Below are 22,342 nucleotides of genomic sequence, written 5' to 3' on the forward strand. Positions count from 1 at the left end.
ATCTGCCCGTTCAGGCTTTGGCGTCAAGCGCTTCCAGCTCGTCGATCAACCCTTCGATCATCGACAGTCCCTTGGCCCAGAAGGATGGATCGGTGGCATCCAGACCGAATGGCGCGAGAAGCTCGGAATGGTGCTTGCTGCCGCCAGCCTTCAAGAGGTCGAAATATTTCTGCTGGAAGCCCTGTTCGGCATTCTGGTAGACGGCATAGAGCGAATTGACCAGGCAATCGCCGAACGCATAGGCATAGACATAGAAGGGCGAGTGGATGAAATGGGGGATATAGGCCCACCAGGTCTCATAGCCCTCGGACACTTTGATGGCCGGTCCAAGGCTCTCTTCCTGCACCGATAGCCACAGTTCGCCGATCTTTTCCGCCGTCAGCTCACCCTCCTTGCGGGCGGTGTGCAGCTTGCGCTCGAATTCGTAGAAGGCAATCTGGCGTACGACCGTGTTGATCATGTCCTCGACCTTCTGGGCCAGCATCGCCTTGCGCTCACGCGCATCCGTGGCCTTTTCCAGCAGCGCCCGGAAGGTCAGCATTTCGCCGAATACCGAGGCTGTTTCGGCCAGGGTCAGCGGCGTCTGGCACATCAGCGCGCCCTGTTCGCCTGCGAGAACCTGATGCACGCCATGGCCCAATTCGTGAGCGAGCGTCATCACGTCGCGCGGCTTGCCGAGGTAATTGACCAGAACATAGGGATGGGCAGACGGCACGGTCGGATGGGCAAAGGCACCGGGCGCCTTGCCGGGCCGGGCGGGGGCATCGATCCAGCCGCCATCAAAGAAGCGACCGGCAATCTCTGCCATATCGGGCGCAAAGCCGCCATAGGCCGACAGCACCGTCTGGCGTGCCTCATCCCAGGGAATGATCCGGTCGATGCTGTCGGGCAGAGGGGCGTTGCGGTCCCAGAAATTCATCTGCTCCATGCCCAGCCACTTGGCTTTCATCTTGTAATAGCGGTGCGACAGGCGCGGATAGGCATCGCGCACCGCAGCCGCCAGCGCATCGACCACCGGACGTTCGACCCGGTTGGACAGATGCCGGCTATCGGCAATATCGGCAAAGCCGCGCCAGCGATCGGAAATTTCCTTGTCCTTGGCCAAGGTATTGGTGACCAGCACGAAAATCCGGATATTGTCCTTGAAGGTCTTCGACAGCGCCATGGCTGCCTTTTCGCGCAAGGCCGGATCGGCCTCCTGCAACATGGTCAAGACCGGCTCCAGCGTCAGCTGCTCGCCGTCAATCTCAAAACGCAGGCTTGCCAGGGTCTCGTCGAACAACCGGTTAAAGGCCGCCGAACCGGTCTGGGATTTTTCCAGAAACAATTGTTCGAGCTTGTCATCCAGCTGGTAGGGCTTGTCTTGCCTGAGATCAATCAGCCAGGGCTTATAATGGGCGGTGGCCGGATCGCGGGCAATGGCAGCATCGATCACCGCATCGTCCAGCCGGTTCAGCTCCAGCGTGAAAAACAACAGATGGGCGGCAAGCTCCGTCAACCTGGCCTGCACATCGCCGAAGAATTTGCCGTTTTCCGGCTTGGTCATCTCACTATAATAGTAGAGACCGGCATAGGAGCCGATCTTGCCGAGCAGGTCTTCGAGTTCTTCGAATTCCTTCAGCGCGGCACCCAAGCCCTGATCCGCGTCCTTGGTGGCGGCATCTTCCAGCCGCCCCTTCCATTTGGTCTCGAAGGCCAGGCTCATCTCGCTGGCCTTGGCGAGGTCGGCCTTGAAGAGATCCGAGGAGGGGGCCGGATAAAGATCGGTGAGCTGCCATTCGGGCAGCGTGCCGAGGCCTTGGCCGTGCGCTGGTACGCTGCCGGATTCGGCTGCCGGAAGGCGGGTCTGGTTAACGGGGCTGAAAGGCATAATGGCACCCTTGAGGTCTTTCGGGCCGCACCGTCACCAAAATGGAACAGACGCCGGCCCGATGTGTTTGGCATGAGATATCCCCAGTCATAGCATGGCAAAGGCACCCGACAACAGCATATGGCAGATGTCTGTGCATTTCAGCGCTTGCCATTCTACCCGTCGATCTGGCATTTTAGGAAAAAGACGTCTGTGCCGATATTTGACAAAATCGTGGCACGGAGGAATTGGACTGTGTCGAAAGTCGGGATTCTCAGGCTTTTTGCAGTCTTTTTTTAAAGGCATTGTATCGAAGCGGACAGTTTGGCGGGCTATAGATAAAATCCTAGCAAATGTTGGAACCTGTTTTTCAAAACTCCATGGCATTTTGCGGGACAAGGACGACGGTTACGGCCTTTGCTTGCGGAGGGAACCTGGAATGCGCAGCATTTTCAGGGTTTGTGGCCGGGTTCGGAAAAGGCCGAGTTCGGAAAGGCCGAATTTGGAACAGGATCGCATTTTTGATCCTGCCGCTTACGGACATGGTCCAATGTTTCAACCGGCGCCAGACGCCATAAGGACTCGGGGAGCTAAAATTGACCGCTCATATTCTCGTTGTCGATGACGATCCGGTTCAACGCCGGTTGTTGAAGGCCGCTGTGGAAAGCCAGGGGCATGTTGCCCATCTGGCCGAGGACGGAGAGGCAGGCCTTGCCTATTTCCGTCAGCATAAGGCGGAGATTTCCGTCATCCTGCTCGATTTGATGATGCCGGGTGTTTCCGGCCTCGATTTCCTGGTCGCCATCGGCGGTCAGGAGGCGGAAGTGCCTGTCATCGTGCAGACCGGTCAGGGCGGCATCGATACCGTGGTGCAGGCCATGCGGGCTGGCGCCTTCGATTTTGTTGTCAAGCCGGTCTCGCCGGAGCGGATCGCATCGGCCATCGCCAATGCGCTGCGGGTCGAGCAGCGCGATGCCAAGGCGCGTCCAGCACGGCGGTCTCGCACCGGTGCTGTGCATTTTTCCGATATCATTTCGGCAAGCCCGGCCATGACCCGCGTCATCGACCTGTCGCGCCGCGCCGCCCAGTCGAATATCCCGGTCGTGCTGGAAGGCGAATCGGGCGTTGGCAAGGAAATGGTCGCCCGGGCTATCCAATCGGGCAGCGATCGTGCATCGCGGCCTTTTGTCACGGTCAATTGCGCTGCCATTCCCGCCAATATGGTGGAAAGCATTCTGTTCGGTCATGAAAAGGGATCTTTCCCCGGTGCCACGGAACGCCATATCGGCAAATTCGCCGAGGCTGACGGCGGCACGCTCTTCCTCGACGAGATCGGCGAATTGCCGCTCGATACCCAGGTGAAGCTGCTGAGGGCCGTGCAAGAAGGCGAAATCGAGGTTATCGGCGCCCGCCAAACCCAGAAGGTCAATGTGCGGCTGATCTCGGCGACCAACAAGGATCTGATCGAAGAGGTCAAGGCTGGCCGGTTCCGCGAGGACCTTTATTACCGCCTCAACGTCTTCCCCATCACCATTCCGGCTCTGCGCCGCCGCAAGGAGGACATTCCCTTCCTGGCGCGCGCCTTTACCGAACGGTTCTCGGCAGAGCAGCGTCTGACCCGGACCCTGTCTTTGGGAGCTGGCGCACTTGCATTGCTGACGGCCTTCGATTGGCCCGGCAATATTCGCCAGTTGGAAAATGCCATCTACCGGGCGGTGATTCTTGCCGAAGGTACGGATCTGACGGAAAGCGATTTCCCGCAAATCCTGGCACAGATCCCTGGTGGTCTGGCGCAGGACAAGTTCTGGTCGGGTCTGCCTGGCACGGCCGAAAGCCAGCCGGAACAGGTGGCGCCGCGCGGTGCAGACCGGCCGGAACTGGCTTTTATCGACCGGCTACCTGCCCCCCGCGCCGAGGACCCGCGTCCGGTGGCGTTGGATAATGTCATCGTCAGCATCGATGAGAGCGGCAATGTTCGGCAATTGGCTGAGATCGAGGAAGAATTGATTCGTTTCGCGCTGAAATTCTACCGAGGCCAGATGAGCCAGGTGGCACGCAAGCTGGGAATCGGTCGCTCAACACTCTATCGCAAACTGAAGGATTACGGGATCGACCCGGATAATCCGCAGAAGCACGCCGCCTGAAAAAGGTGATATCCGGGTTTTTTCAGCGCCCGGCTGAAGATTTGAACACGCCGCGCACCTGACAGGGTGGGCGGCGTTGTCATTTTGGGCTATAAGGGCGCCGGTTTTGCTTAAAGTCTGGCCGGCTGAGTATTTCAGCCGTTACGCACAAAAGCTACACGGATCGATAGTTGTTAACCCCCGGGTAAGGATGATTGATTACTGGTTGTCAATGGGTTGTTATGAATTGGTTCACCATATAAGAATCAATTTGAACGATGTGGCAAAATTGCCATGTGGATACCGTATTTCACAGTCATGTGATAAGCGAGCGATGTGACTTTTCTGACGGGGACGGATTTTGCGGATATCTGGTGCATTTGTATCGCCCTCAGGGCCAGGGCGGCTTGACCGCACGGCCATGATTTGGGCGAACATATCCAAGCTGGTTCTGACAGCTCTGGTCCTGATGACGATCGCCTTTTCCGCACTCTATGCCACGACCGGTTCGGCCGCCGCTGAAACGCGTTCACTGAAAATTCTCTTTGTACATACCGGCGAGAAGCAGGAAATCACCTTCAAGCGCAATGGCCGCTACGATCCCAAAGGCTTGCAGCAGCTCAACAATATTGTGCGCGACTGGCGTCGCAACGAAGCGACCAAAATGGACCCGCGCCTGTTTGACCTCGTCTGGTCGGTCTATCAAAAGGCGGGCGCCAGCGGTTATATCTATGTCGTTTCCGGTTATCGTTCGCCAGCCACCAATGCCATGCTGCGTTCGCGCTCTTCCGGCGTGGCCAAGGAAAGCCAGCATATGAATGGCACCGCCATGGATTTCTTCATCCCTGGCGTGCCGCTGAAAAACCTGCGCGATATCGGCATGAAATTCCAGGCGGGCGGTGTGGGCTATTATCCCAATTCCGGTTCGCCTTTCGTGCATATGGATGTGGCGGGCGTCCGTTCCTGGCCGCGCGTTCCGCGTAGCGAACTGGTGCGCATGTTCCCCGATGGCAAGACCCTGCATATTCCCGCCGACGGCAAGCCACTTCCAGGCTATCAGGTGGCGATGGAGGAATATAAGAAACGCTTGGGGTCTGAACAAATATTGATGGCGGATAATAAATCCTCGCCACGCGGCAGACCGCGAAACCTGATGGCCATGCTGTTTGGCAGCGGTGATGAGGACGAGGGCGACGAAGATGCAGCCCCAGCCGCACCGGTGCGGGCATCGGCTCCAGCCGCCACGCCAAGGCCTGCCGAGTTGACCAATCCAACGCCAACCAGTCCGATGCCTGTGGCCGTGGCCTCTGCGGCGCCTGATATCGCGGCTCCCGTTCCGCAATCGCGTCCTTCCCTGCGCCAGGGTGACGATAGTCTGGCTGTGGCGCTTTACTCTCCCGGCGGGCGCAATGCTGCCGAGGATGCCCTGCAAAAAGTTGCGGGCAATCCTGCCGGTGATGCTGGCGCGCCATCGAGCGGCTATGAAGATCTGGCCGCCTACAAGGTTCCCGTGCCAACCCTGCTTGGGCCACGTGGTATGAAGGGCGACGCCGAGCCTGTGATGACCGCGTCGCTTGGATCGGTTGATGATAGTAACCCTATTGCCCAGCATATTCCGGTGCCCGCTGGCCGTCCGGCGCTTGCCGATGCTATGGCGGCCACCCTGCCGCAACAGCGTCCACAGGTGAGCGACGAGCCGTCCACGGTCGAAGAAGCCATGCTGTCTCCGGCTGCCGCCGAGGCACTGCAACAGAGCCAGGATGGCGCGCCGTTGAAGACTGTGGTTATCCCGCGTGACCGGCCAGCGCCTTCCGTTACTCCAGCGGCTGCCGAAGTTCGGCCTGTGGCTCCCGCTGAAAGACCTCAGCCTGTAGCCGCCCCGGTGGTGCAGCCGAAAGCCGTCGCCGTTCTCACCCAGGGACCACTTCCGGCTCAGGGCGTGACCCAGCCGCCAGCTCAAGCTAAGGCACAGCAGCAACAGCTGGCTTCGCTTGCGCAGCCCTCTCGTACCAAGCCGAGTGCGGGCCAGTTTGGCGATGTTTTTGACCAGCCCAAATCGGCAAGCCGTTCGAGTGAAGCTTCTCTTCCCGTCAAGGGCGGACGCCCGGGACCCAGTGAAGCGGATGCTGCCAGCCGTGGCCTGACCGGCGGGACCGAGTTGACACGGACGATGATTTCGCAATGGGCGATGAACAAGAACCGGATCGAGCCTTCGGCAAATCCCGTTCCCAATAAAGCCGGTCGTGGTGGCCGTGTCGTAATCCAGGCCATCACCGCACCGGTTGAGGCATCGCAGACCGGCTTTACCCCCGGCGCCCAGGCCATCGATCCAGGCCGCTTTGGCGCGGTAAGGTAAATATATCGAGCCTTTCTCTTCAGACAGGCTACTTAAAAAACCCGCGTAACCGCGGGTTTTTTCGTATCTGTACGTAAAGGCTTTGCTGGTTTCCCGCATGTCCCGTCGCAGTTTTCCCAAGAGGAAGACGCTGTTCAGGCCCCCGTAGAGGGTAAAGAGGGGCTCTATACCATTGGACCTAAACGTGGGCATCGGTTTTTAGGCTGGCATGGATGTGACAAAGGTCTGCAAAACGAGCGTCAGGGTCAAGACCGTTATCAGCAGCGACACGATAATCGCCAGGGATGTTTCTTCACTGAAATAGCCGTATTTACTGCCAAAAACATAGGCTCCAGCGCCAATGGGCTGTGCTGCCATCACAACAGCCGTGGCATACCAGATATCGATATCCGCCTTGAAGGCAACAGCGATTATAAAGAGCGTGACCAGCGGCTGTATCAGGATCTTTATCAGGACGACCGGTGCAATCCAACCGGCCATGGCGGAGAGCCGTGCTGCTGAAAACGGAATTCGAGCAAGGCCGAGACCAAGGGCAAAAAGCGCTGTCGGTCCGGCCGCCGCTGCCAGAAACCCGGCGAAGGAGGTGAGGATGGCCGGCAACGGAATCCGCAGCAGGCAAAAAAACGCTCCGGCCAAAACCGCCATCGTCAGCGGATTTTTCAAGGTCGTCACCAAGGCGCGTCCCGCGCTTGCCAAGGGGCTGGACTGTTTTTGACCGGTGAGATCATGGGTGATGATCACGGTCATAATCGCTGGAATGTTATGCAATATTGTCGCAATGGCGGCAGGAACAGCAGCCTTGGGGCCGAAGGCGGCAATCAGGATGGGAATGCCCATATACCCCGTTGTCCCATAACATGTGGCCATGCCAACAATTGAGGATTGCGGGGCCGATGTCCCTTTCACTCTGGCGAGAAGCAGACCGGCAAGGTAGGCCGCAGCAATTCCAGCCAAAGTTGCTGCCATGAATGGCCACTGCGCGAGATCCGCCGGGTTGGCCCGCGCCACCGCCAGAAACAGCAAGGCCGGCAGGGCGATATACAGAACATATTCATTGATCAGCTTTTCGGCTTCGGCGGCAAACTGATGCTTCCGTCCAAAACCATAACCAACAAGAATGACAAGAAAAACGGGAACAACGACCTGTAACATGAAATTTGCTCGATCTGAAAAAGACAATGGGAAAACTAGAAGCGGGCATAGTTATCTGGCTATCTACCTGTTTTTCGCCTTTGACGTGAAGTCAGAATATTGTATTATTTCAAATTGTTAGATGAATTTTTTCCGCTCAGAATTTCTATTATTTGTTGCGGATAATTCAAAATGAATTATTCTGGTAGAAAATGCGTGCGAGGCATTATGAAGCAAAGTCTGCGGTTATTGACGCTTGATCAGATCAGGGCATTTGTCTCGGTTTGCGAGCACGGCAGTTTCACCAATGCGGCGAAAGACCAGTCACGGACGCAGACCGCCGTTACCCGTCAGATTCGCGCTGCGGAAGATATTCTGGGCGAAAAGCTGTTTCATCGATGCCGCGGGCATTTCGAAGGACCGACGGAAGCGGGCGAAAAGCTGCTGCCTTTTGCCATTAAAATTCTGGCAACGCTTGAGGATGCCTGGATGTGTCTGGAGCGTCCGGGTCTGAAAGGAACGATCAGAGTCGGTGTCATGGATGACATTGACATGAATTGGCTACTCGAATTGATTAGCCGCTTCAAGGCGCTGCATCCTGACTGCGACGTGACGGTGATTTCCGATTTTTCCACAAGGCTTGAGAAACGGCTCGAGCAACGCGAACTTGATGTTGCCATTGTCAAGACATTGATCAGGAGGCTGGGGCAGGCGGACGTGCACAACGCTCACAAGACGTTACGGTGCGAGCCGTTGCTGTGGGCGGCGGGAGCGGGCTTTCGCTTGCGCCCGCGTGAGCCCTTGCCTCTCGTACTGTTTCACGAGGGCTGCGTCTATCGTGACCACATCATTCAACGGCTGGAATCAGCAGGCGTCCCTTTCAGAATTGCCTATGAAGGGCAAAGCTACGGACATTTGCGGGCTGCCGTCGCTGCGGGTCTTGGCGTGACAGCCCTTGCTGAAAGCCAGGTAGCCATGGGGGGCCTGCAAAGTCTGATCGAGGTTGCTGGTACGCGTCTCGATCCGCTTTCTGATGTCGAAATTGCCATGAAGGCACTTCATACCCGCAAAAACCAGGCGCTATCGGGCTTCATGCGAGAAGTGATGCAATCAACCAAGCAGGATCGGCTGGCCTTTTGCACGTCCGACAATCGAGACATGATCAAATTACAAGAGTTGGAATTGGCTTAAGGGGATAGAGCATCGTGCGGAAAAGAGGAATCAGCACGATGCTATCAGTGTTTGTTTGCGGATCGGATTTATCCGAAAACCGCTTCTTAACGTTCGGTCCGATGCTTTAGCCTTCCGGCGGGTTTTCAATCATGCCCAGAGCATGAAGATAGGTATCGAGGATCAGGTCTTCCTCCATCCGTTCCTGCTCATCCTTCTTGCGCAGCGCGATGACCTTTTTCAGGATCTTGGTGTCGAAACCCATGCCTTTGGCTTCGCCATAGACGTCCTTGATATCGTCGGCGATGGTCTTCTTTTCTTCTTCCAGGCGTTCGATGCGCTCGACAAAGGCGCGAAGTTGGTCACGGGCGACGCCATGAGCATCAGACATGGGGATCTCCTTGCTGGGGATGGTCATTTGAGTGGGGGTGACGTGCCGTGAACTCTGCGCCACGTCAAGTTCTTTTGCACGACGCAAAGCCCAGGGCTTGGCAGGATGGGTCAGCGGGATATCGGGTAAGCTCTTGTCAGAAATGGATAATAGCTTGAAACCCGAAAGAGGCCCTGGGGTGGGATTAGGCAAAATTATCCATATCCGATGCCATGTCCATAGCCACGTTTAAGGCTCGTCCTGCGGGCGAGAGGCTTCGAAATCGGCCTTCTGGGCCTCGCTCGCCTGTTTTTGATGCCGCAATTTCCATTGCTCATAGGGCATTGCATAGACATGATGGCGCGCCTCGTCACGGGTCATCTCGACCCCCTTGGCGTCGGCGGCGTCCTGATACCAATTGGCCAGGCAATTGCGGCAGAACCCGGCCAGATTCATCAAGTCGATATTCTGTACATCGCTGCGATCCCGCAAATGCGCCAGAAGACGTCGAAAGGCCGCTGCTTCCAGTTCGGTTTGCTGTTCCTTGGTCAGTTCGCTCATCTTTTGTCCGATCCATTCTCCAAGGCGGGATAAGGTCCTGTGCGGGACGGAAATTGCTGCCATTGGTGCAGGGCAGGGTCGCTGTTCAATGCGGCAAAAATCGGTTCCAGCCGGTCTGCCCAGGCCGCGATGCCCGCTTCATCGCCGATCAGGTCCTGGCGCACTTCCAGCAGCGCATGAGGCATGCCCGAAACCATGCAATGACGGTAGAGTGTATCGCCCTTCAAGGCGCCGTCATAGGGCTCATTGTCGCCGACGAGAATGTCGCCCGGCAGGCTGAGGGCGTCGATCAGTGGCCGCACGGCGCGCTCATCGCTATCCCAGAGCACGGCGGCATGCCAGGGGCGGGGCGCGCCCTTCCAGGCGGGCGTATAGGAATGCAGCGACAGCACCAGCGGTGCCTGGCCGCTCGCCGAGGCAACATCGGCCAGCAACCGTTCAACAGCGCAGTGGTAAGGCCGGTGGAAATTTTCCACCCTATGCTGCCATTCTTCCACGCTGATCGGATGATTGCCGGGAATGATCGCCCCATCGGAAATTTTCATGACCAGCGTCGGGTCGTCCTCGCCCCGGTTCGGATCGATCAGCAGCCGGGAAAAACAGGACATGGCTGCTGGCACGCCGAGCCGCGCCGCCAATTGCCGGGTCAGGCCTTCCACGCCAATGTCATAGGCGATATGGCGCAGATAAGCGCTATCTGGCAGGCCAAGCGTGCCGTAGCCGTGAGGCAGCCGGTTCATGGCGTGATCGGCTAGCAGAACGAGGCCTTGGCTATTGTCGCCGGCTATCGTCTCATAGGGTTTGAAGTCATTCATGGCTGACACATTTATGTGATGGGATTGTCTATGATCGGGGATGTGTGTGAAGCATCCTTCACCGATTATTCTGAGGATTCTTTGGGTCGAATTTGGACCGGTTGCGACGCAGAAACAGGATTATCACCAGTTTTTCAAGGCTTGAGCCGTGTGAGCCGTGTCAAATGCACAAAAGAGGCCGTCGCACTTCAAATTTGCTGCATAATTCCTTAAATCGGTTTGGATTTAAGGAATTATGCAGCAGGCGGATTTAAAAGAATGCTTCGATGTCGCTTAACGCCTTATGATCATTCGTGTGATATCTGCTATTACGGTTCAAGCCTGTGAGGCAAGAAGGATCTGGTTCGCTTCAAGGCGCGCTAGCGTCACCATACAGTCAAACTCATCCCTCATCATTCGCGTGAGGATTACAATCGATTAGAGTTGCGTTGACTTTCTTGGTCCATAGTCGCAAGAAGGCAACACAGAAAAATGGAGTTCCGTCGGAAGCCGTGCCTCATTCCAACACACTCTCTTCCGTTACAGGTTCCGGGCGTCTTGCACGTCTCGGCCTGTTTTTGACCATTGTATTTTCACCGATTGCTTATGCCGCACCCGCGCAGGCGGATTTTCGCGTTTGCAATGGTTCGGCCAATCTCGTCGGCGTGGCCATTGGCTATCGGGCGGCGGAAGGCTGGATCAGCGAGGGTTGGTGGCAAGTCCCCGCTTCGACCTGCGCAACGCTGATCGAAGGCGAGCTGAAATCGCGCTACTATTATCTCTACGCAGAAGATGCCGCCCGCGGTGGCCGCTGGACTGGCAATGTCAACATGTGCGTGGCGGAAAACGAGTTCAAGATCGTTGGCGTCGGGGATTGTTTCAAGCGCGGTTACCAGCAAATGGGTTTCAAGGAATATGACACGGGCCGCCAGGGGAGCTGGATGGTTCAGTTGTCCGACACGCCCGGCACGCAGGAAGGCCAGAAGCAATGAAGCGTAACCGCAAAGTCAAAATTCTCGCAACGCTTGGACCGGCTTCGCAAGATGAAGCCATGATCCGCAAGCTGCATGAGGCTGGCGCCGATCTTTTCCGTATCAACATGAGCCATGCCAGCCACGATGTGATGCGCACGCTGATCCAGCGCATCCGCAATGTCGAAGCTGCTTGTGGGCGCCCAATCGGCATTCTGGCCGATTTGCAAGGCCCCAAGCTGCGGGTCGGCAAATTTGCCAATACCTCGGTGGAACTGAAGCCCGGCCAGACGTTCACCCTCGACAGCAACGAGGCCCCTGGCGATGAAACCCGGGTCTATCTGCCGCATCCTGAAATCCTGGAGGCCGTCAAGGTTGGCCATCGTCTGTTGATCGATGATGGCAAGCTGCATCTTCGTGCTGAAAAATGCGACGGCAAGACCATTGTCTGTAGCGTTGTGTCCGGTACCAAGATTTCCGACCGCAAGGGCGTCAGCCTGCCCGACACGATTCTCGCAACCGGCGTGCTGACCGACAAGGACCGCGCCGATCTGGATGCTGTTCTGGCCACCAATGACGTCGATTGGGTCGCGCTGTCCTTCATCCAGCGTCCCGAGGATCTGGCTGAGGTGCGCAAGATCGCCCGCGGACGGGTCGGGCTGATGTCGAAAATCGAAAAGCCGCAAGCGCTGGAACGGATCGACGAGATCATCGAACTGTCCGACGCCCTGATGGTGGCGCGTGGCGACCTTGGCGTGGAAATGCCGTTGGAGGCCGTTCCCGGCATCCAGAAGCAATTGATTCGCGCCTGCCGCCGTGAAGGTAAGCCGGTGGTCGTGGCCACCCAGATGCTGGAATCGATGATTTCAGCGCCGGTTCCAACGCGCGCCGAAGTCTCCGACGTGGCGACAGCCGTGTTCGAAGGCGCCGACGCCATCATGTTGTCGGCTGAATCCGCTTCCGGCCAGTATCCAGTCGAAGCAGTCTCGACCATGGCGTCGATTGCCCGCACCATCGAGCGCGAACCGCACTATCCCGGCATTATCTATGCCCAGCGCCCGCAGCCGGAAGCAACCGGCGCCGACGCGATTTCGCTGGCGGCCCGCCAGATTGCCGAGACCCTGAAGCTGACGGCGATCGTCTGTTACACCTCCTCCGGCAATACCGGGCTTCGTGCTTCACGCGAGCGCCCCGAAGTGCCGATCCTGGCGCTATCGCCGGTGGTGCAGACGGCCCGCCGCCTGTCGCTGGTCTGGGGCCTGCATTGCGTCGTTTCCGAAGAGCCGACCGATCTGGATGACATGGTCAACAGGGCCTGCCGCATTGTGGTTTCGGAAGAGTTTGGCAAGCCGGGCGACCGGGTGATCATTTCCGCTGGTGTGCCATTGGGCACGCCAGGCGCAACCAATATGCTGCGCATCGCCTATATCGGTCCGGATGGACTGTCCGGCGTCTGACATGGCTAAAGCCGTCCCGCAAGGCGAAGATGCTGATGCATCCTCGCCTTGAAGGGCCTATGCCGTAGAGGTATTTGAAAAGAGAAAGTGAAGGGCCACCTTCAGGGGCCTTTCTGACTGGTCATGTATCCGAAAAATTCTATCGCCGCTTGTCAGGGATGATGGGCGGCGTTGTTCGTGACAGGGCGCCTATAAGGTGGCTGATTCAGCGGTCGGCGATGGGGGAAGTGCTCTGGGTAAAATCTGATGTGAACAGAATCAGATGGCGCATTCTGCGGTTTTAAAATGCTGGATAGAGGCTGTCATTCTTTGATCCTGACGCACTATTTCCCTATGAAATCCTTTAGGATTTACGGAATTATCCTAATATTAGGAATTTATAAATTTCATCTTGCAGTATTTACATCACAAAATAATAAAGCCGCCTTGGGAGAGGCGACTTTATTACTTATAAATAATTTAATAACTCATGAATATAAATAGACTATAAATTCGTCTTTGATAATATTGTCGTTCTAAATTGGTTTGTTACTATGCCTATAGTTTTGCGCCATTTTGATTGTGATGTCAAGAACACAATCCTTTGGGTTGTAGATAGCCAATATCAGTGGTTATCGACGTCTTAAGTACCTCTCAATTTTATCAGTTTGTTGACATTTCAAGAGCTTCTCCACGTTTCCTGGCCAAAGATGGAAGATTGCGGTCCTGGCCAGCTATTTTTTCAATGGCGGCAACGGCCAGGTCTGTGGCGCAATAGTCCGGCTTGTGGCCTAGACGTCGTACCCAGACCAGTTCGGCGCCTGCAATGTCGCGGGCAAGCCCAATGGAGTGAATATCGGCAAGAACGATAGAATCGCAGTCACCGGTGATGATCACGGTTGGTGCCCGGATTTCCGGGTAACGAGGCGCCATGCGGGTGACATAGGTGTGCAAGCCGCACACGTCGATGGCATTGTGACGGAAGGTGCTGGGCCGCAGAACCAGGGTAGGGGCGGTTCGGGCGATATAATCATCCGGACGTGGGTTGGGAGCAAAGACTGCCCCGATGGCTCCATCCATCTTGGCAAGCCCTGCAAGAGGCGCAAGGGTGCGGGCAAAGAGCGGCCCGATGATTGGTGTTGCCGTCAGATGATAATGCCAATCGACACCGCCGGGCCAGGGATGGGTGGCAGGGGCCAGAAAAAGCAAACCCGCCGTCTTTTCTGGATGGAGAACGGCAAAACTGGCCGCAATGGCGCCGCCAAAGGAATGGCCGATAATAATGGCCCGCGCTAGGCCAAGGGCGTCCATGGCCTCGGCAATGGCGTTGGCTTGGCCATCGGGCGTGTCGTTTTCCGGTCCGCCACGCGGTGAATAGCCGTGGCCCGGTCGGTCCACGAAGATCAGATCCGCGCGCCCCTCAAGCGCCGGACGAAAGGCTTCGGCCTGATCGCGCAGATTGCCGCTGGCGCCATGAATGAACAGCAGCGGCGGCAGATCCGCGCTTTCAGACGCGGGAATATGCAGAAGATTGAGGTGTGTGTCTCTTATCGGGACGAGCGTGCCGATATTCGGATTGTCATCCGTGATCTGTCTTATTTTGACTGTGGAAAACACCCAGGCTACAATCAGAGGTGTAGTAATGATGGCAAGGATTAGAATTACAGGCATGGCTTACGGGTTCCTGCTGCGTCTTTCCGTCAAGCGGCTCAGCTATCAGAGAGAATGACGCAGAAAATTTAACAGCGACGGCCTCTTTCATCCGCATAACACAGTACGGAGCGCGTGGAGTGTGAAAGGCAATAACAGCCCTTCGGTTTTCTCCAAACCACCGTCTTTAGCGGCACAGCAGGGATTGTAGCGCCTTGCGTTTTATAAAACGCACAAAGGACGCTGTAACACTTTAAATCTAATGCATCCGCAATGGGTCATGATTACGTCCGGGCGCCTGCCAGTTTCTCCGAAAGCTCGGTCACGGTCTTCTGGGCGGCGCGGTCGGCGGGATAGATGGCGAGGTAGCGCTGCCAGGCTTCCAGCGCCTTTTGGTCGCTGCCGGTCTCGGCCAGAATATTGGCGAGCATTTCCAGCGCCCCGAAATGGCGCGGTTCGATGGCCAGGACGTGATTGAGATCGGAAATCGCCTTGCGGTAATTGCCCAGGCTATAATGCAGGCTGGCTCGGTGACCCCAGCCATTGGCATAATCGGGTTCCAGCACGATCGCCTGATCAAGGAAATCAAGCGCTGCGGCGTTCTTCTTGTCCTTGATCGCCTTGTCGGCCCATTGCATCAGCAGATTGACGGTTGGGCTACCGGAATTCGACCAATCCGCCATCACGGCAGCGGCAATCGCCTTGGCTGCCTCCGGCTGGCGTTCGCGTTTCAGTTGGGTCAGCAATTCGTCCGCCGGTTTGCCCGACAGCGCTGCTGTGTCGCTGCGGTCTTCCAGACGTTCAACCTCGCCTTGCTGCGGAGATTGGCCTTGATGTTGAGAGGATGGCGGCTGGCCATCCTTGTCCGCTCTTGGCTCACCCGTCTGAGGATGGTTCGGCTCAGGCTTTTGAGGGTCCGGCGTGAAGGGCAGGGTAGGCGGCATAGGCTGGCTGGGTGCAGCACCTGGCCGATCCTGAGCAAAAGTAATGTCCTGCGCATACGTCGTGGCAGCAGGCCCGGCGAGGGCGCTGGCAACCAGAATACAGGCTGTGAGAATCAGATGAATGAACAAACGAACAGAGCGCATGCAGGTAATCTACCGTGCATGCGCTCTGTTTCAAACCGAATTCTGCGATTGACCGAAGTCCACGCATCACAGCAAGGTGATGCTGCCCTCCCGCAGGAGAGGTTTCGATCAGCCCTGACGGGCCTTGAAACGCGGGTTCTGCTTGTTGATGATGTAAACGCGGCCCTTGCGGCGAACCAGACGGTTGTCGCGGTGACGTGCCTTAAGCGCTTTCAGCGAATTCTTGATCTTCATTTTTAGATCCGCATGGTTGCCAGGGAACCGTCTGGTTCCGCCGGGATGTATATCGACGAAAAACGCACCGCTGGGCGCGCTGTTTCAGGGTTGGTGGCACATACCCCGGCTTAACCCGGCATGTCAACCGGAAAACCAGGCATTTTGCCGGTTGATGGCAGGTTATTCCCGGTTCCTGACCTCGGTGACATGTCCCATTTTGCGGCCAGACCGTGCTTCAGCCTTGCCATAGAGATGGACGAGCGCACCGGGTTTCGCCAGCCAATCTGGAACAGCATCAATATCGTCGCCGATCAGGTTGGTCATGACGCAATCGCCGTGGCGGGCCGGATCGCCCAGCGGCAACCCGGTAACGGCGCGGATATGCTGTTCGAATTGCGAGATCACGCAAGCCGCTTCCGTCCAATGGCCGGAATTGTGGACGCGAGGCGCCATTTCATTGGCGATCAGGCTGCCATCGGCCATCAGGAACAGTTCGAGCCCGACCACGCCGACATAATCAAGGCCGCACAGCAGCTTTTCCGCAGCGCTTTTGGCCGCAGCGGCGGTTTGCGGTGAAATCGACGCAGGCACGGTGGAGGTGTGCAGGATGCCGTCGCGGTGAATATTTTCAGCCGGATCGTAGCAGGCGATTTCGCCTGATATCGAACGGGCGGCGATGATCGAGATTTCCCGCGCAAACGGCACGAAGCCTTCGAGAATCAGCGGCACGGCACCAAGCGCCTGATAGCCGCCGCTGGCATCGTCCCCCTTGCGATAGACGCGCTGGCCCTTGCCGTCATAGCCGAAGCGCCGGGTTTTCAGCACGCCTTCGCCACCGAATTCGGCCAATGCCTGCTCCAGGTCCGCCTGACTGTCAACGGTGCGAAACGGGGCGGTGGCAATGCCATTGTCGTTGAGGAAGCGCTTTTCGCTCACCCTGTCCTGGGACATGGCGAGTGCCTTGGCGGGGGGGTAGACCGGTACGCTGCGCGCCAGGGCTTCGGCGGCGGCGACCGGCACGTTTTCAAATTCGTAGGTGACCACGTCGCAACTGGCGGCCAGTTCGGCAAGGGCTGCCTCGTCAGCGTAATCGGCTGATATCTGCCGGTTGGCGACCTGGGCGGCCGGACAGTCGGCCTGCGGTTCCAGCACGATGGTCTTCAGCCCCAGCCTTGCTGCGGCCATAGCAAGCATGCGGCCAAGCTGGCCGCCGCCGATAATTCCAATGGTCTTCACGCGTGTGATCCGTACAGTTTATAAGCCTCAGGGAGCTTCGTCGGTGGGATAGTCGGCAACGGCGGCAGTCTGATTGTCTGTCCAGTCATCCAACCGGTCGGCGAGATCGGCATCCTGCAATGCCAGAACTCTTGCTGCGAGCAGGGCGGCATTAACGGCGCCAGCCCGACCGATGGCGAGCGTTCCGACCGGAATACCGGCTGGCATCTGCACGATGGAATAGAGACTGTCGAAGCCGGACATGGTTTTTGACTGGACCGGCACGCCGAAAACCGGAAGCGCTGTCATCGAGGCGACCATGCCGGGCAGGTGGGCGGCGCCGCCGGCTCCGGCGATGATCACCTGGAAGCCTTCGTCGCGCGCGCCCTTGGAAAAGGCGACCATGCGGTCGGGGGTCCGATGGGCGGAGACAATGCGTGCCTCGTAGCTGACGCCAAGTGCGTCCAGGGTGTCGGCAGCGTTCTTCATGGTTTCCCAGTCGGACTGGCTTCCCATGATGATGGCGACGGGCGGTCTTTCATCCTGCATCGGCGGCACCCTTTTCTCAGGCAATGATATCGGGAATGAGCTGGTCTTCCAGTTTGGTCAGCCTGTCCTTGATGGCAAGCTTTTTCTTCTTCATACGCTGGATGCGCAAGGCGTCGCAGCCGACCTGAACCATGGCGTTGATCGCAGCATCATAATCCTCGTGTTCCTGACGAAGGCGTGCGAGTTGAAGCCTTGTATCCGCGTGGTCCTGATCCGGCATCGTCTGTCCCCATCTTGTCGCTGTCTGCATCTATTTCTGATGCATGGTGGAATGGCGCAAGCTCCTATCACCAAACGTCGGTAACGGGAAGTTAGCCCTTTCGCATAATTTCATCGGCATTGGCCGCGTCTTTTAACCAATCAATTTCCCTTGCGTTTAGAAAGGCCTAACGCAAGGAGGCGACCCGATATGGGAAGTATCGCCTGTGCCAACATGAAATTGCCCTCATAAATTCAGGTTTTCGCCTTAGACATCGGCCAGCGATCGTGTCACACTGCTGTCGCAAACCAAGAAGCTCCAGCGATGGATGCTGGAGGTTGAAAAGGAAGGATAGAATCAAATGACCATTCAGGCTCATATTGAATCGCTTGCCAAGAAGCATGGAGTTTTGGAGGAGAAACTACATGCCGCCCTTTCCTCTCCCTCGACCGACGACAAGGAAATTCTGGAACTCAAGCGCCTCAAATTGCGCCTCAAGGATGAAATGGAGCGCCTGAAGTCGACACGACATTAAAGGCTGGATGATGCCTCCTTAAATCGGGCCCGATTTAAGGGTTTCATACAGCCAACAGGCCCTTCGGATCGCCAAGTGGCGGATTGATTGCTTGAACGTTTCCGCCGCTGTCTTGATACTCTTTCCATAATCCAGGAGCGCCAAACATTGCCGCTCTTGACCGAAACCAGGCTCCGAAGCGCCGATTGCCTTCGGGGCCTTTTTCGTGGGCTGTTTTAGCAAGTCGAATCATGCGGTGCTATAAACGATTGGGAACGCCAGAGGCGCTGTGGCGAACGAAATATTCGCGCCGGTCATGACGTATTGGCACGCCGGTCCCTATGCGAACCGATCCCACCGTCAGTTCCAGAACTGGTCCAGCCACAGGTTCAGCCGGTTGAAGCCGGAATTGTTGACCGAATAGATCCGCTTGGTGCCCTGGGTGGCCACTGTCACCAGATTGCAATCCAGCAGCGCCTTCAAATGTTGTGAGACGGCCGGCCGGCTGATCGGCAGGCCCTTGGCCAGATCGTTCACCGTGCGCGGTGCACGGCGTAACTCTTCCAGCAAATGGCGTCGGTTTGGATCGGCAATGGCCGAGAATGGATCGATTGTCGTCATATGCGCAAGCTATGATACATCCCGTTGTCCGGCAAGTGTAATTGTGCGATGCGAAAATACAATTTTTTCGGGATTTTGATTGTCGTCAATTTCCGGTGGACGGCGATGTCGTCATTGGTTTTTTAGAGAAAAAACAAACCGTCCCAAAACAGTTTCAGTCCGGCGATCAGCGTCATGGCATAGATCAGCGGATAGAAGGTCTGCGCTTTCATCCGACGCACCACCATGGCACCGGCCATGGTGGACAGCAGCGCCACCGGCAGCAGGCTAAGAGATAGGGTGAAATTGCTGAAATCCAGCTGACCGAGTGCGATATAGGGAATGATCTTGATGGCGTTGAGGCAGGCAAAAAACCGCACGCTGGTACCGGTATAGGTCTTTGGATCGAGCTTTAACGGCAGGGCATAGATTTCAAACGGCGGGCCGCCGGCATGCGCGACAAAGCTGCCATAACCGGCCAGCGTGCCCCAACCCGTTGCAGCCACCGCGCGCTGTGGTTTTGCAGGTCTTGCATCATGGCTTTCGCCGCGCAAGCGACGCAGGAAATAGCGCCCGGCAAACACCACCGTAATGGCACCGAGCACGAGCCGCATGGCATCCGCCGGGATCAGCGCCGATGTCGCCCAGCCAAAGGCGATCCCGGCGATGGCGCCGGGCAGAAGCAGGAAAAAAGTGCGCCAGTCGCCATGGTGGCGCCAGGCATGCAGCGCGACCAGATCCATGACCAGCAGGATCGGCAGGAAAATCGCCGCAGCCGTCATCGGCGGTACGACGAGCGCCAGGATCGGTACGCCGAGTAGACTGAAAGCGCCGCCCAGGCCGCCCTTGGACAGGCCGACCAGCACGACGGCGGGAATGGCGGCAAGCAGGAATGAGAGATCTGGCAGCATGGATGGTCGAATTTCCGCGATGGTGCATTGGGAGCGCTGGTGCCTGTCGGGACGAGGTGTCTTCCCAGAAGGCGGCGGCTGTCTCTGACAGTTGGTGTTGATCCTTTCGTCAGTCCGGTCTATCGACTTCCTGCAAACATGGCGAGATCCTTTCGCCGCAGAAAGAGTGCCAACACAAACGCGAGCAAAGAGGCTTCAGCATCATTCCTTAAATCACAATCGGTTTAAAGGAAAAATCAAGCCGTCGGCATGACGTGCTACAGCGCCTTATATGCCCTATATAAAGGGGAGAGGGCGCTTTGGCCCGGATGTGCCTCTCTTGCTCCCGCCCTGAAGAAGACGGAAATCACCATGTCCAAGTCGCCCAAGTCCCTAAGCCGCTGCCGGCTCGTTCTTATCACGCCGCAGATTGCCGATGTGCAGATCCTTGCCACGATCGTCGGCAATGCCTTGAAGGGTGGCGATGTCGCCTCGGTGATCATCCCGCAATATGATTTCGATGACGATACGTTCCAGGCCCAGGCCGAAGCGGTCGTGCCGCTGGTGCAGGCAGCGGGTGCGGCTGCCATCATCGCCGACAATAGCCGGGTTGCCGGTCGCGCCAAGGCCGATGGCCTGCATATCAGCGGCGATGTCGAGGCGCTGGCCGAGGCGGTGGAAAAATTCACCCCGAAGATGATTGTCGGCTCCGGTGCTGCCCGCGACCGGCACCATGCGCTGGAGGCTGGCGATGCCGACCCCGACTACATGTTTTTCGGCAAGCTGGATGGCGATATCAAGCCGGAAGCGCATTCGAAAAACCTGGCCTTGGGCGAATGGTGGTCGTCGATGGTGGAGATCCCCTGCATCGTCATGGGCGGCGCAGATCCGCAATCGGCCCTGGCTGTCGCTGAAACCGGCGCGGAATTTGCGGCCCTCTCCAGGGCGGTGTTTGACGATCCGGAGGCAGCCGCCACCGTGGTTGCTCAGGTAAATGCTTTGCTTGACGAAAAAGCGCCACGGTTTGAGGATTGAACGCCTCAATGACCATTGCCTTGCCCCGTCTTGCCCTAACCCGTTTGGCCAAATTCCGGTTGCTGTCTGGACGATCCGTCTGTGCAAGCCTGGTTTTGGCGCTGGCATGTCCGACGGTCATGGACATCGGTGCTTATGCGCAGGTTCCGCCTGCGGCATCCTCACATCCGGCGGCGAAGCCTGATGTGAAGGCGGGTGAGGGCAAATCAGGCGAGGCTGCCGATCAGGCCTCTCCTGAGACGCCATCGGAAAAGGCTGGGGAGCAAGGGCGAGGCCCAAAGCCGGGGAACGAAATCGAGGTGCCAGTCGCTCCTGACGATAAAACGGCTCCCAAAAACAACCCTGGCTCTGACCAGACAAACGGTTTTGTCAGACCGAGCGGGCTTTCCGGTCCGGTATCCGGTGAGGATGCTGGCAAGGTACAGCGGCCGGGCGTGAAGGATGCGGGACCGGCTGGCGGTATTACGCTGATGGAGCGCATGGGTATTCCGCTGCCGGATCTACCGCCGGAAAAGCCCTATACCGGCAAGGTTGATCTTGCCTATGGCGCGTTCCAGCGCGGACTGTTTGCCACCGCCTTCGATTACGCCCTGCCGCTCGCCGAGAAGGGCGATCCCGCCGCGCAGACATTGATTGCAGAGCTGATGACCCGTGGTCTGGCGGTCAAGCGCGACATGAAGGGAGCGGCCTTCTGGTATGCCAAGGCCGCTGCGGGTGGCGATCCGGCGGCAATGTTCAAATATGCTCTGATGTTGATCGAAGGGCGCTATGTCTCGCCGGATCGCAAGCTGGCCGATGACTATATGCGCCGGGCAGCGGAAGCGGGCAATGCGTCGGCCCAGTTCAATTGGGCGCAATTGCAGGTCTCGGAAAATCCCGGCAAGAAGGGATTGCTGTTGGCGCTGCCTTTCTACGAGCGATCGGCGGAACAAGGCATCGCCGATGCGCAATATGCCGTCGCCCAGATCTATCGCAACCTGCCGGAAGTGCCGGCGGAAAAGCGCCAGCTGGCGCGCGAATGGCTGGTGCGGGCGGCGCGTGCCGGTTTTGATACCGCCGAGCTTGATATTGGCATCTGGTTGATCAACGGTATTGCCGGGCCGCAGGATCTGGAACAGGGTTTCAAATGGTTGCGGATTGCCGCCAATCGCGGCAATGTCGCTGCCCAGAACCGGCTGGCACATGTGTATGTGGCGGCGCTCGGCACCCGGCCTGATCCGGTCGAGGCGGCGAAATGGTATGTGCTGTCGCGTCGGGCGGGCCTTGCCGATCCGGCCCTTGAGGATTTCTATCTCGGCCTGCCGGACAGCCAGCAGAAACAGGCAATCGAAGCGGCCAACAAATACCGGACCGGCCAGCACAGACTGGGTCGCCCGGTATCGAAGGCCCAAGGCTCACCGACGGGCAAAAATGGGGCGAGGGACGAGGTTAGCGACATCATCAGCAAGGCGGTAAAGCCGGTGACGCCACCGCCCATGGACCCGACCGGGCTTCCGGGCGTCTCCCTGCCTCCTGTCGGGGGGAAGCCGCAAAATGCCGTTCCCCAAAATGATGCAGACAAGGATGAAAATCCCGACGATGGCACCGATGTGCCGGATCAGCCGCCTGCCACCCCCTGAATCGCG

20 protein-coding genes and 1 pseudogene are annotated in these 22,342 nt (G+C 57.6%); 8 read left to right on the forward strand and 13 right to left on the reverse strand.

The annotated features are described in order from the left end of the window. Positions 1-10: 10 nt before the first annotated feature. Positions 11-1,870, reverse strand: coding sequence for a M3 family oligoendopeptidase (locus H1Y61_RS05120; protein WP_180573917.1), 1,860 nt, complete (start codon positions 1,868-1,870; stop codon positions 11-13). A gap of 575 nt (positions 1,871-2,445) precedes the next feature. On the opposite strand from H1Y61_RS05120, the gene H1Y61_RS05125 reads away from it, so the two are divergent. Both H1Y61_RS05125 and H1Y61_RS05130 read left to right on the forward strand, forming a co-directional pair. Next, on the forward strand, positions 2,446-3,993 hold the full coding sequence (locus H1Y61_RS05125) for a sigma-54-dependent transcriptional regulator (protein WP_180573918.1): 1,548 nt from the start codon (positions 2,446-2,448) through the stop codon (positions 3,991-3,993). 400 nt (positions 3,994-4,393) lie between these two features. After that, on the forward strand, positions 4,394-6,328 hold the full coding sequence (locus H1Y61_RS05130; protein ID WP_180573919.1) for a DUF882 domain-containing protein: 1,935 nt from the start codon (positions 4,394-4,396) through the stop codon (positions 6,326-6,328). Between the two features lie 198 nt (positions 6,329-6,526). Here the strand turns inward: H1Y61_RS05130 and H1Y61_RS05135 are convergent, their stop codons facing one another. Continuing rightward, the gene (locus H1Y61_RS05135; RefSeq protein WP_180573920.1) at positions 6,527-7,480 is read right to left on the reverse strand and encodes an AEC family transporter; all 954 of its coding nucleotides are present in this window, start codon (positions 7,478-7,480) and stop codon (positions 6,527-6,529) included. A 207-nt stretch (positions 7,481-7,687) separates the two neighbouring features. Here H1Y61_RS05135 and H1Y61_RS05140 point away from each other — a divergent pair, with 207 nt between their 5' ends. Then, on the forward strand, positions 7,688-8,650 hold the full coding sequence (locus tag H1Y61_RS05140; RefSeq protein ID WP_180573921.1) for a LysR substrate-binding domain-containing protein: 963 nt from the start codon (positions 7,688-7,690) through the stop codon (positions 8,648-8,650). Positions 8,651-8,756: 106 nt separating this feature from the next. On the opposite strand, the gene H1Y61_RS05145 is transcribed toward H1Y61_RS05140, so the two are convergent. From H1Y61_RS05145 to H1Y61_RS05155, 3 genes are all read right to left on the reverse strand, one after another. Further along, positions 8,757-9,020, reverse strand: coding sequence for a DUF2312 domain-containing protein (locus tag H1Y61_RS05145; protein ID WP_015917069.1), 264 nt, complete (start codon positions 9,018-9,020; stop codon positions 8,757-8,759). Between the two features lie 228 nt (positions 9,021-9,248). Next, positions 9,249-9,560 (reverse strand): DUF1244 domain-containing protein, encoded by a 312-nt coding sequence (locus H1Y61_RS05150; protein ID WP_180573922.1) that lies wholly within the window; start codon positions 9,558-9,560, stop codon positions 9,249-9,251. Then, positions 9,557-10,375: an N-formylglutamate amidohydrolase gene (locus H1Y61_RS05155; RefSeq protein WP_180573923.1), complete on the reverse strand. Its 819-nt coding sequence runs from the start codon at positions 10,373-10,375 to the stop codon at positions 9,557-9,559. Before H1Y61_RS05155 ends, H1Y61_RS05150 begins: the two co-directional genes overlap by 4 nt. 491 nt (positions 10,376-10,866) lie before the next feature. Between H1Y61_RS05155 and H1Y61_RS05160 the strand changes: the two genes are divergently transcribed. Next, the gene (locus H1Y61_RS05160; RefSeq protein ID WP_041697052.1) at positions 10,867-11,346 is read left to right on the forward strand and encodes a DUF1036 domain-containing protein; all 480 of its coding nucleotides are present in this window, start codon (positions 10,867-10,869) and stop codon (positions 11,344-11,346) included. After that, a complete protein-coding gene (gene pyk, locus H1Y61_RS05165; protein WP_015917065.1) occupies positions 11,343-12,782 on the forward strand; it encodes a pyruvate kinase in 1,440 nt (479 codons plus the stop codon). Before H1Y61_RS05160 ends, pyk begins: the two co-directional genes overlap by 4 nt. A gap of 642 nt (positions 12,783-13,424) precedes the next feature. Here the strand turns inward: pyk and H1Y61_RS05170 are convergent. From H1Y61_RS05170 to H1Y61_RS05195, 6 genes are all read right to left on the reverse strand, one after another. Beyond that, on the reverse strand, positions 13,425-14,432 hold the full coding sequence (locus H1Y61_RS05170) for an alpha/beta fold hydrolase (RefSeq protein ID WP_180573924.1): 1,008 nt from the start codon (positions 14,430-14,432) through the stop codon (positions 13,425-13,427). A 263-nt stretch (positions 14,433-14,695) separates the two neighbouring features. Continuing rightward, entirely contained in the window at positions 14,696-15,499 is an 804-nt protein-coding gene (locus tag H1Y61_RS05175) for a tetratricopeptide repeat protein (RefSeq protein WP_235680834.1), read from the reverse strand. Positions 15,500-15,607: 108 nt separating this feature from the next. Then, entirely contained in the window at positions 15,608-15,733 is a 126-nt protein-coding gene (gene ykgO, locus H1Y61_RS05180; protein WP_003497670.1) for a type B 50S ribosomal protein L36, read from the reverse strand. 162 nt (positions 15,734-15,895) lie between these two features. Further along, positions 15,896-16,909 (reverse strand): 5-(carboxyamino)imidazole ribonucleotide synthase, encoded by a 1,014-nt coding sequence (locus H1Y61_RS05185; RefSeq protein WP_235680877.1) that lies wholly within the window; start codon positions 16,907-16,909, stop codon positions 15,896-15,898. A 69-nt stretch (positions 16,910-16,978) separates the two neighbouring features. Next, positions 16,979-17,479, reverse strand: a complete 501-nt coding sequence (purE, locus tag H1Y61_RS05190; protein ID WP_180573926.1) for a 5-(carboxyamino)imidazole ribonucleotide mutase — start codon at positions 17,477-17,479, stop codon at positions 16,979-16,981. 16 nt (positions 17,480-17,495) lie between these two features. After that, complete coding sequence (locus H1Y61_RS05195; RefSeq protein ID WP_041697050.1) at positions 17,496-17,699, reverse strand: YdcH family protein; 204 nt, start codon at positions 17,697-17,699, stop codon at positions 17,496-17,498. A 340-nt stretch (positions 17,700-18,039) separates the two neighbouring features. On the opposite strand from H1Y61_RS05195, the gene H1Y61_RS05200 reads away from it, so the two are divergent. Next, on the forward strand, positions 18,040-18,213 hold the full coding sequence (locus H1Y61_RS05200) for a YdcH family protein (RefSeq protein ID WP_015917059.1): 174 nt from the start codon (positions 18,040-18,042) through the stop codon (positions 18,211-18,213). Between the two features lie 339 nt (positions 18,214-18,552). Here the strand turns inward: H1Y61_RS05200 and H1Y61_RS05205 are convergent, their stop codons facing one another. Further along, complete coding sequence (locus H1Y61_RS05205) at positions 18,553-18,813, reverse strand: ArsR/SmtB family transcription factor (RefSeq protein ID WP_060718245.1); 261 nt, start codon at positions 18,811-18,813, stop codon at positions 18,553-18,555. Between the two features lie 122 nt (positions 18,814-18,935). Next, on the reverse strand, positions 18,936-19,703 hold the full coding sequence (locus H1Y61_RS05210; RefSeq protein ID WP_180573927.1) for a sulfite exporter TauE/SafE family protein: 768 nt from the start codon (positions 19,701-19,703) through the stop codon (positions 18,936-18,938). Between the two features lie 351 nt (positions 19,704-20,054). On the opposite strand from H1Y61_RS05210, the gene H1Y61_RS05215 reads away from it, so the two are divergent. Continuing rightward, positions 20,055-20,717, forward strand: coding sequence for a thiamine phosphate synthase (locus tag H1Y61_RS05215; protein ID WP_180573928.1), 663 nt, complete (start codon positions 20,055-20,057; stop codon positions 20,715-20,717). A 299-nt stretch (positions 20,718-21,016) separates the two neighbouring features. Then, positions 21,017-22,066: pseudogene (locus H1Y61_RS05220) on the forward strand (tetratricopeptide repeat protein); the annotation flags it as partial. Positions 22,067-22,342: the final 276 nt, after the last annotated feature.

The sequence above is a fragment of the Agrobacterium vitis genome (assembly GCF_013426735.1).
Lineage (GTDB): Bacteria > Pseudomonadota > Alphaproteobacteria > Rhizobiales > Rhizobiaceae > Allorhizobium > Allorhizobium vitis_D.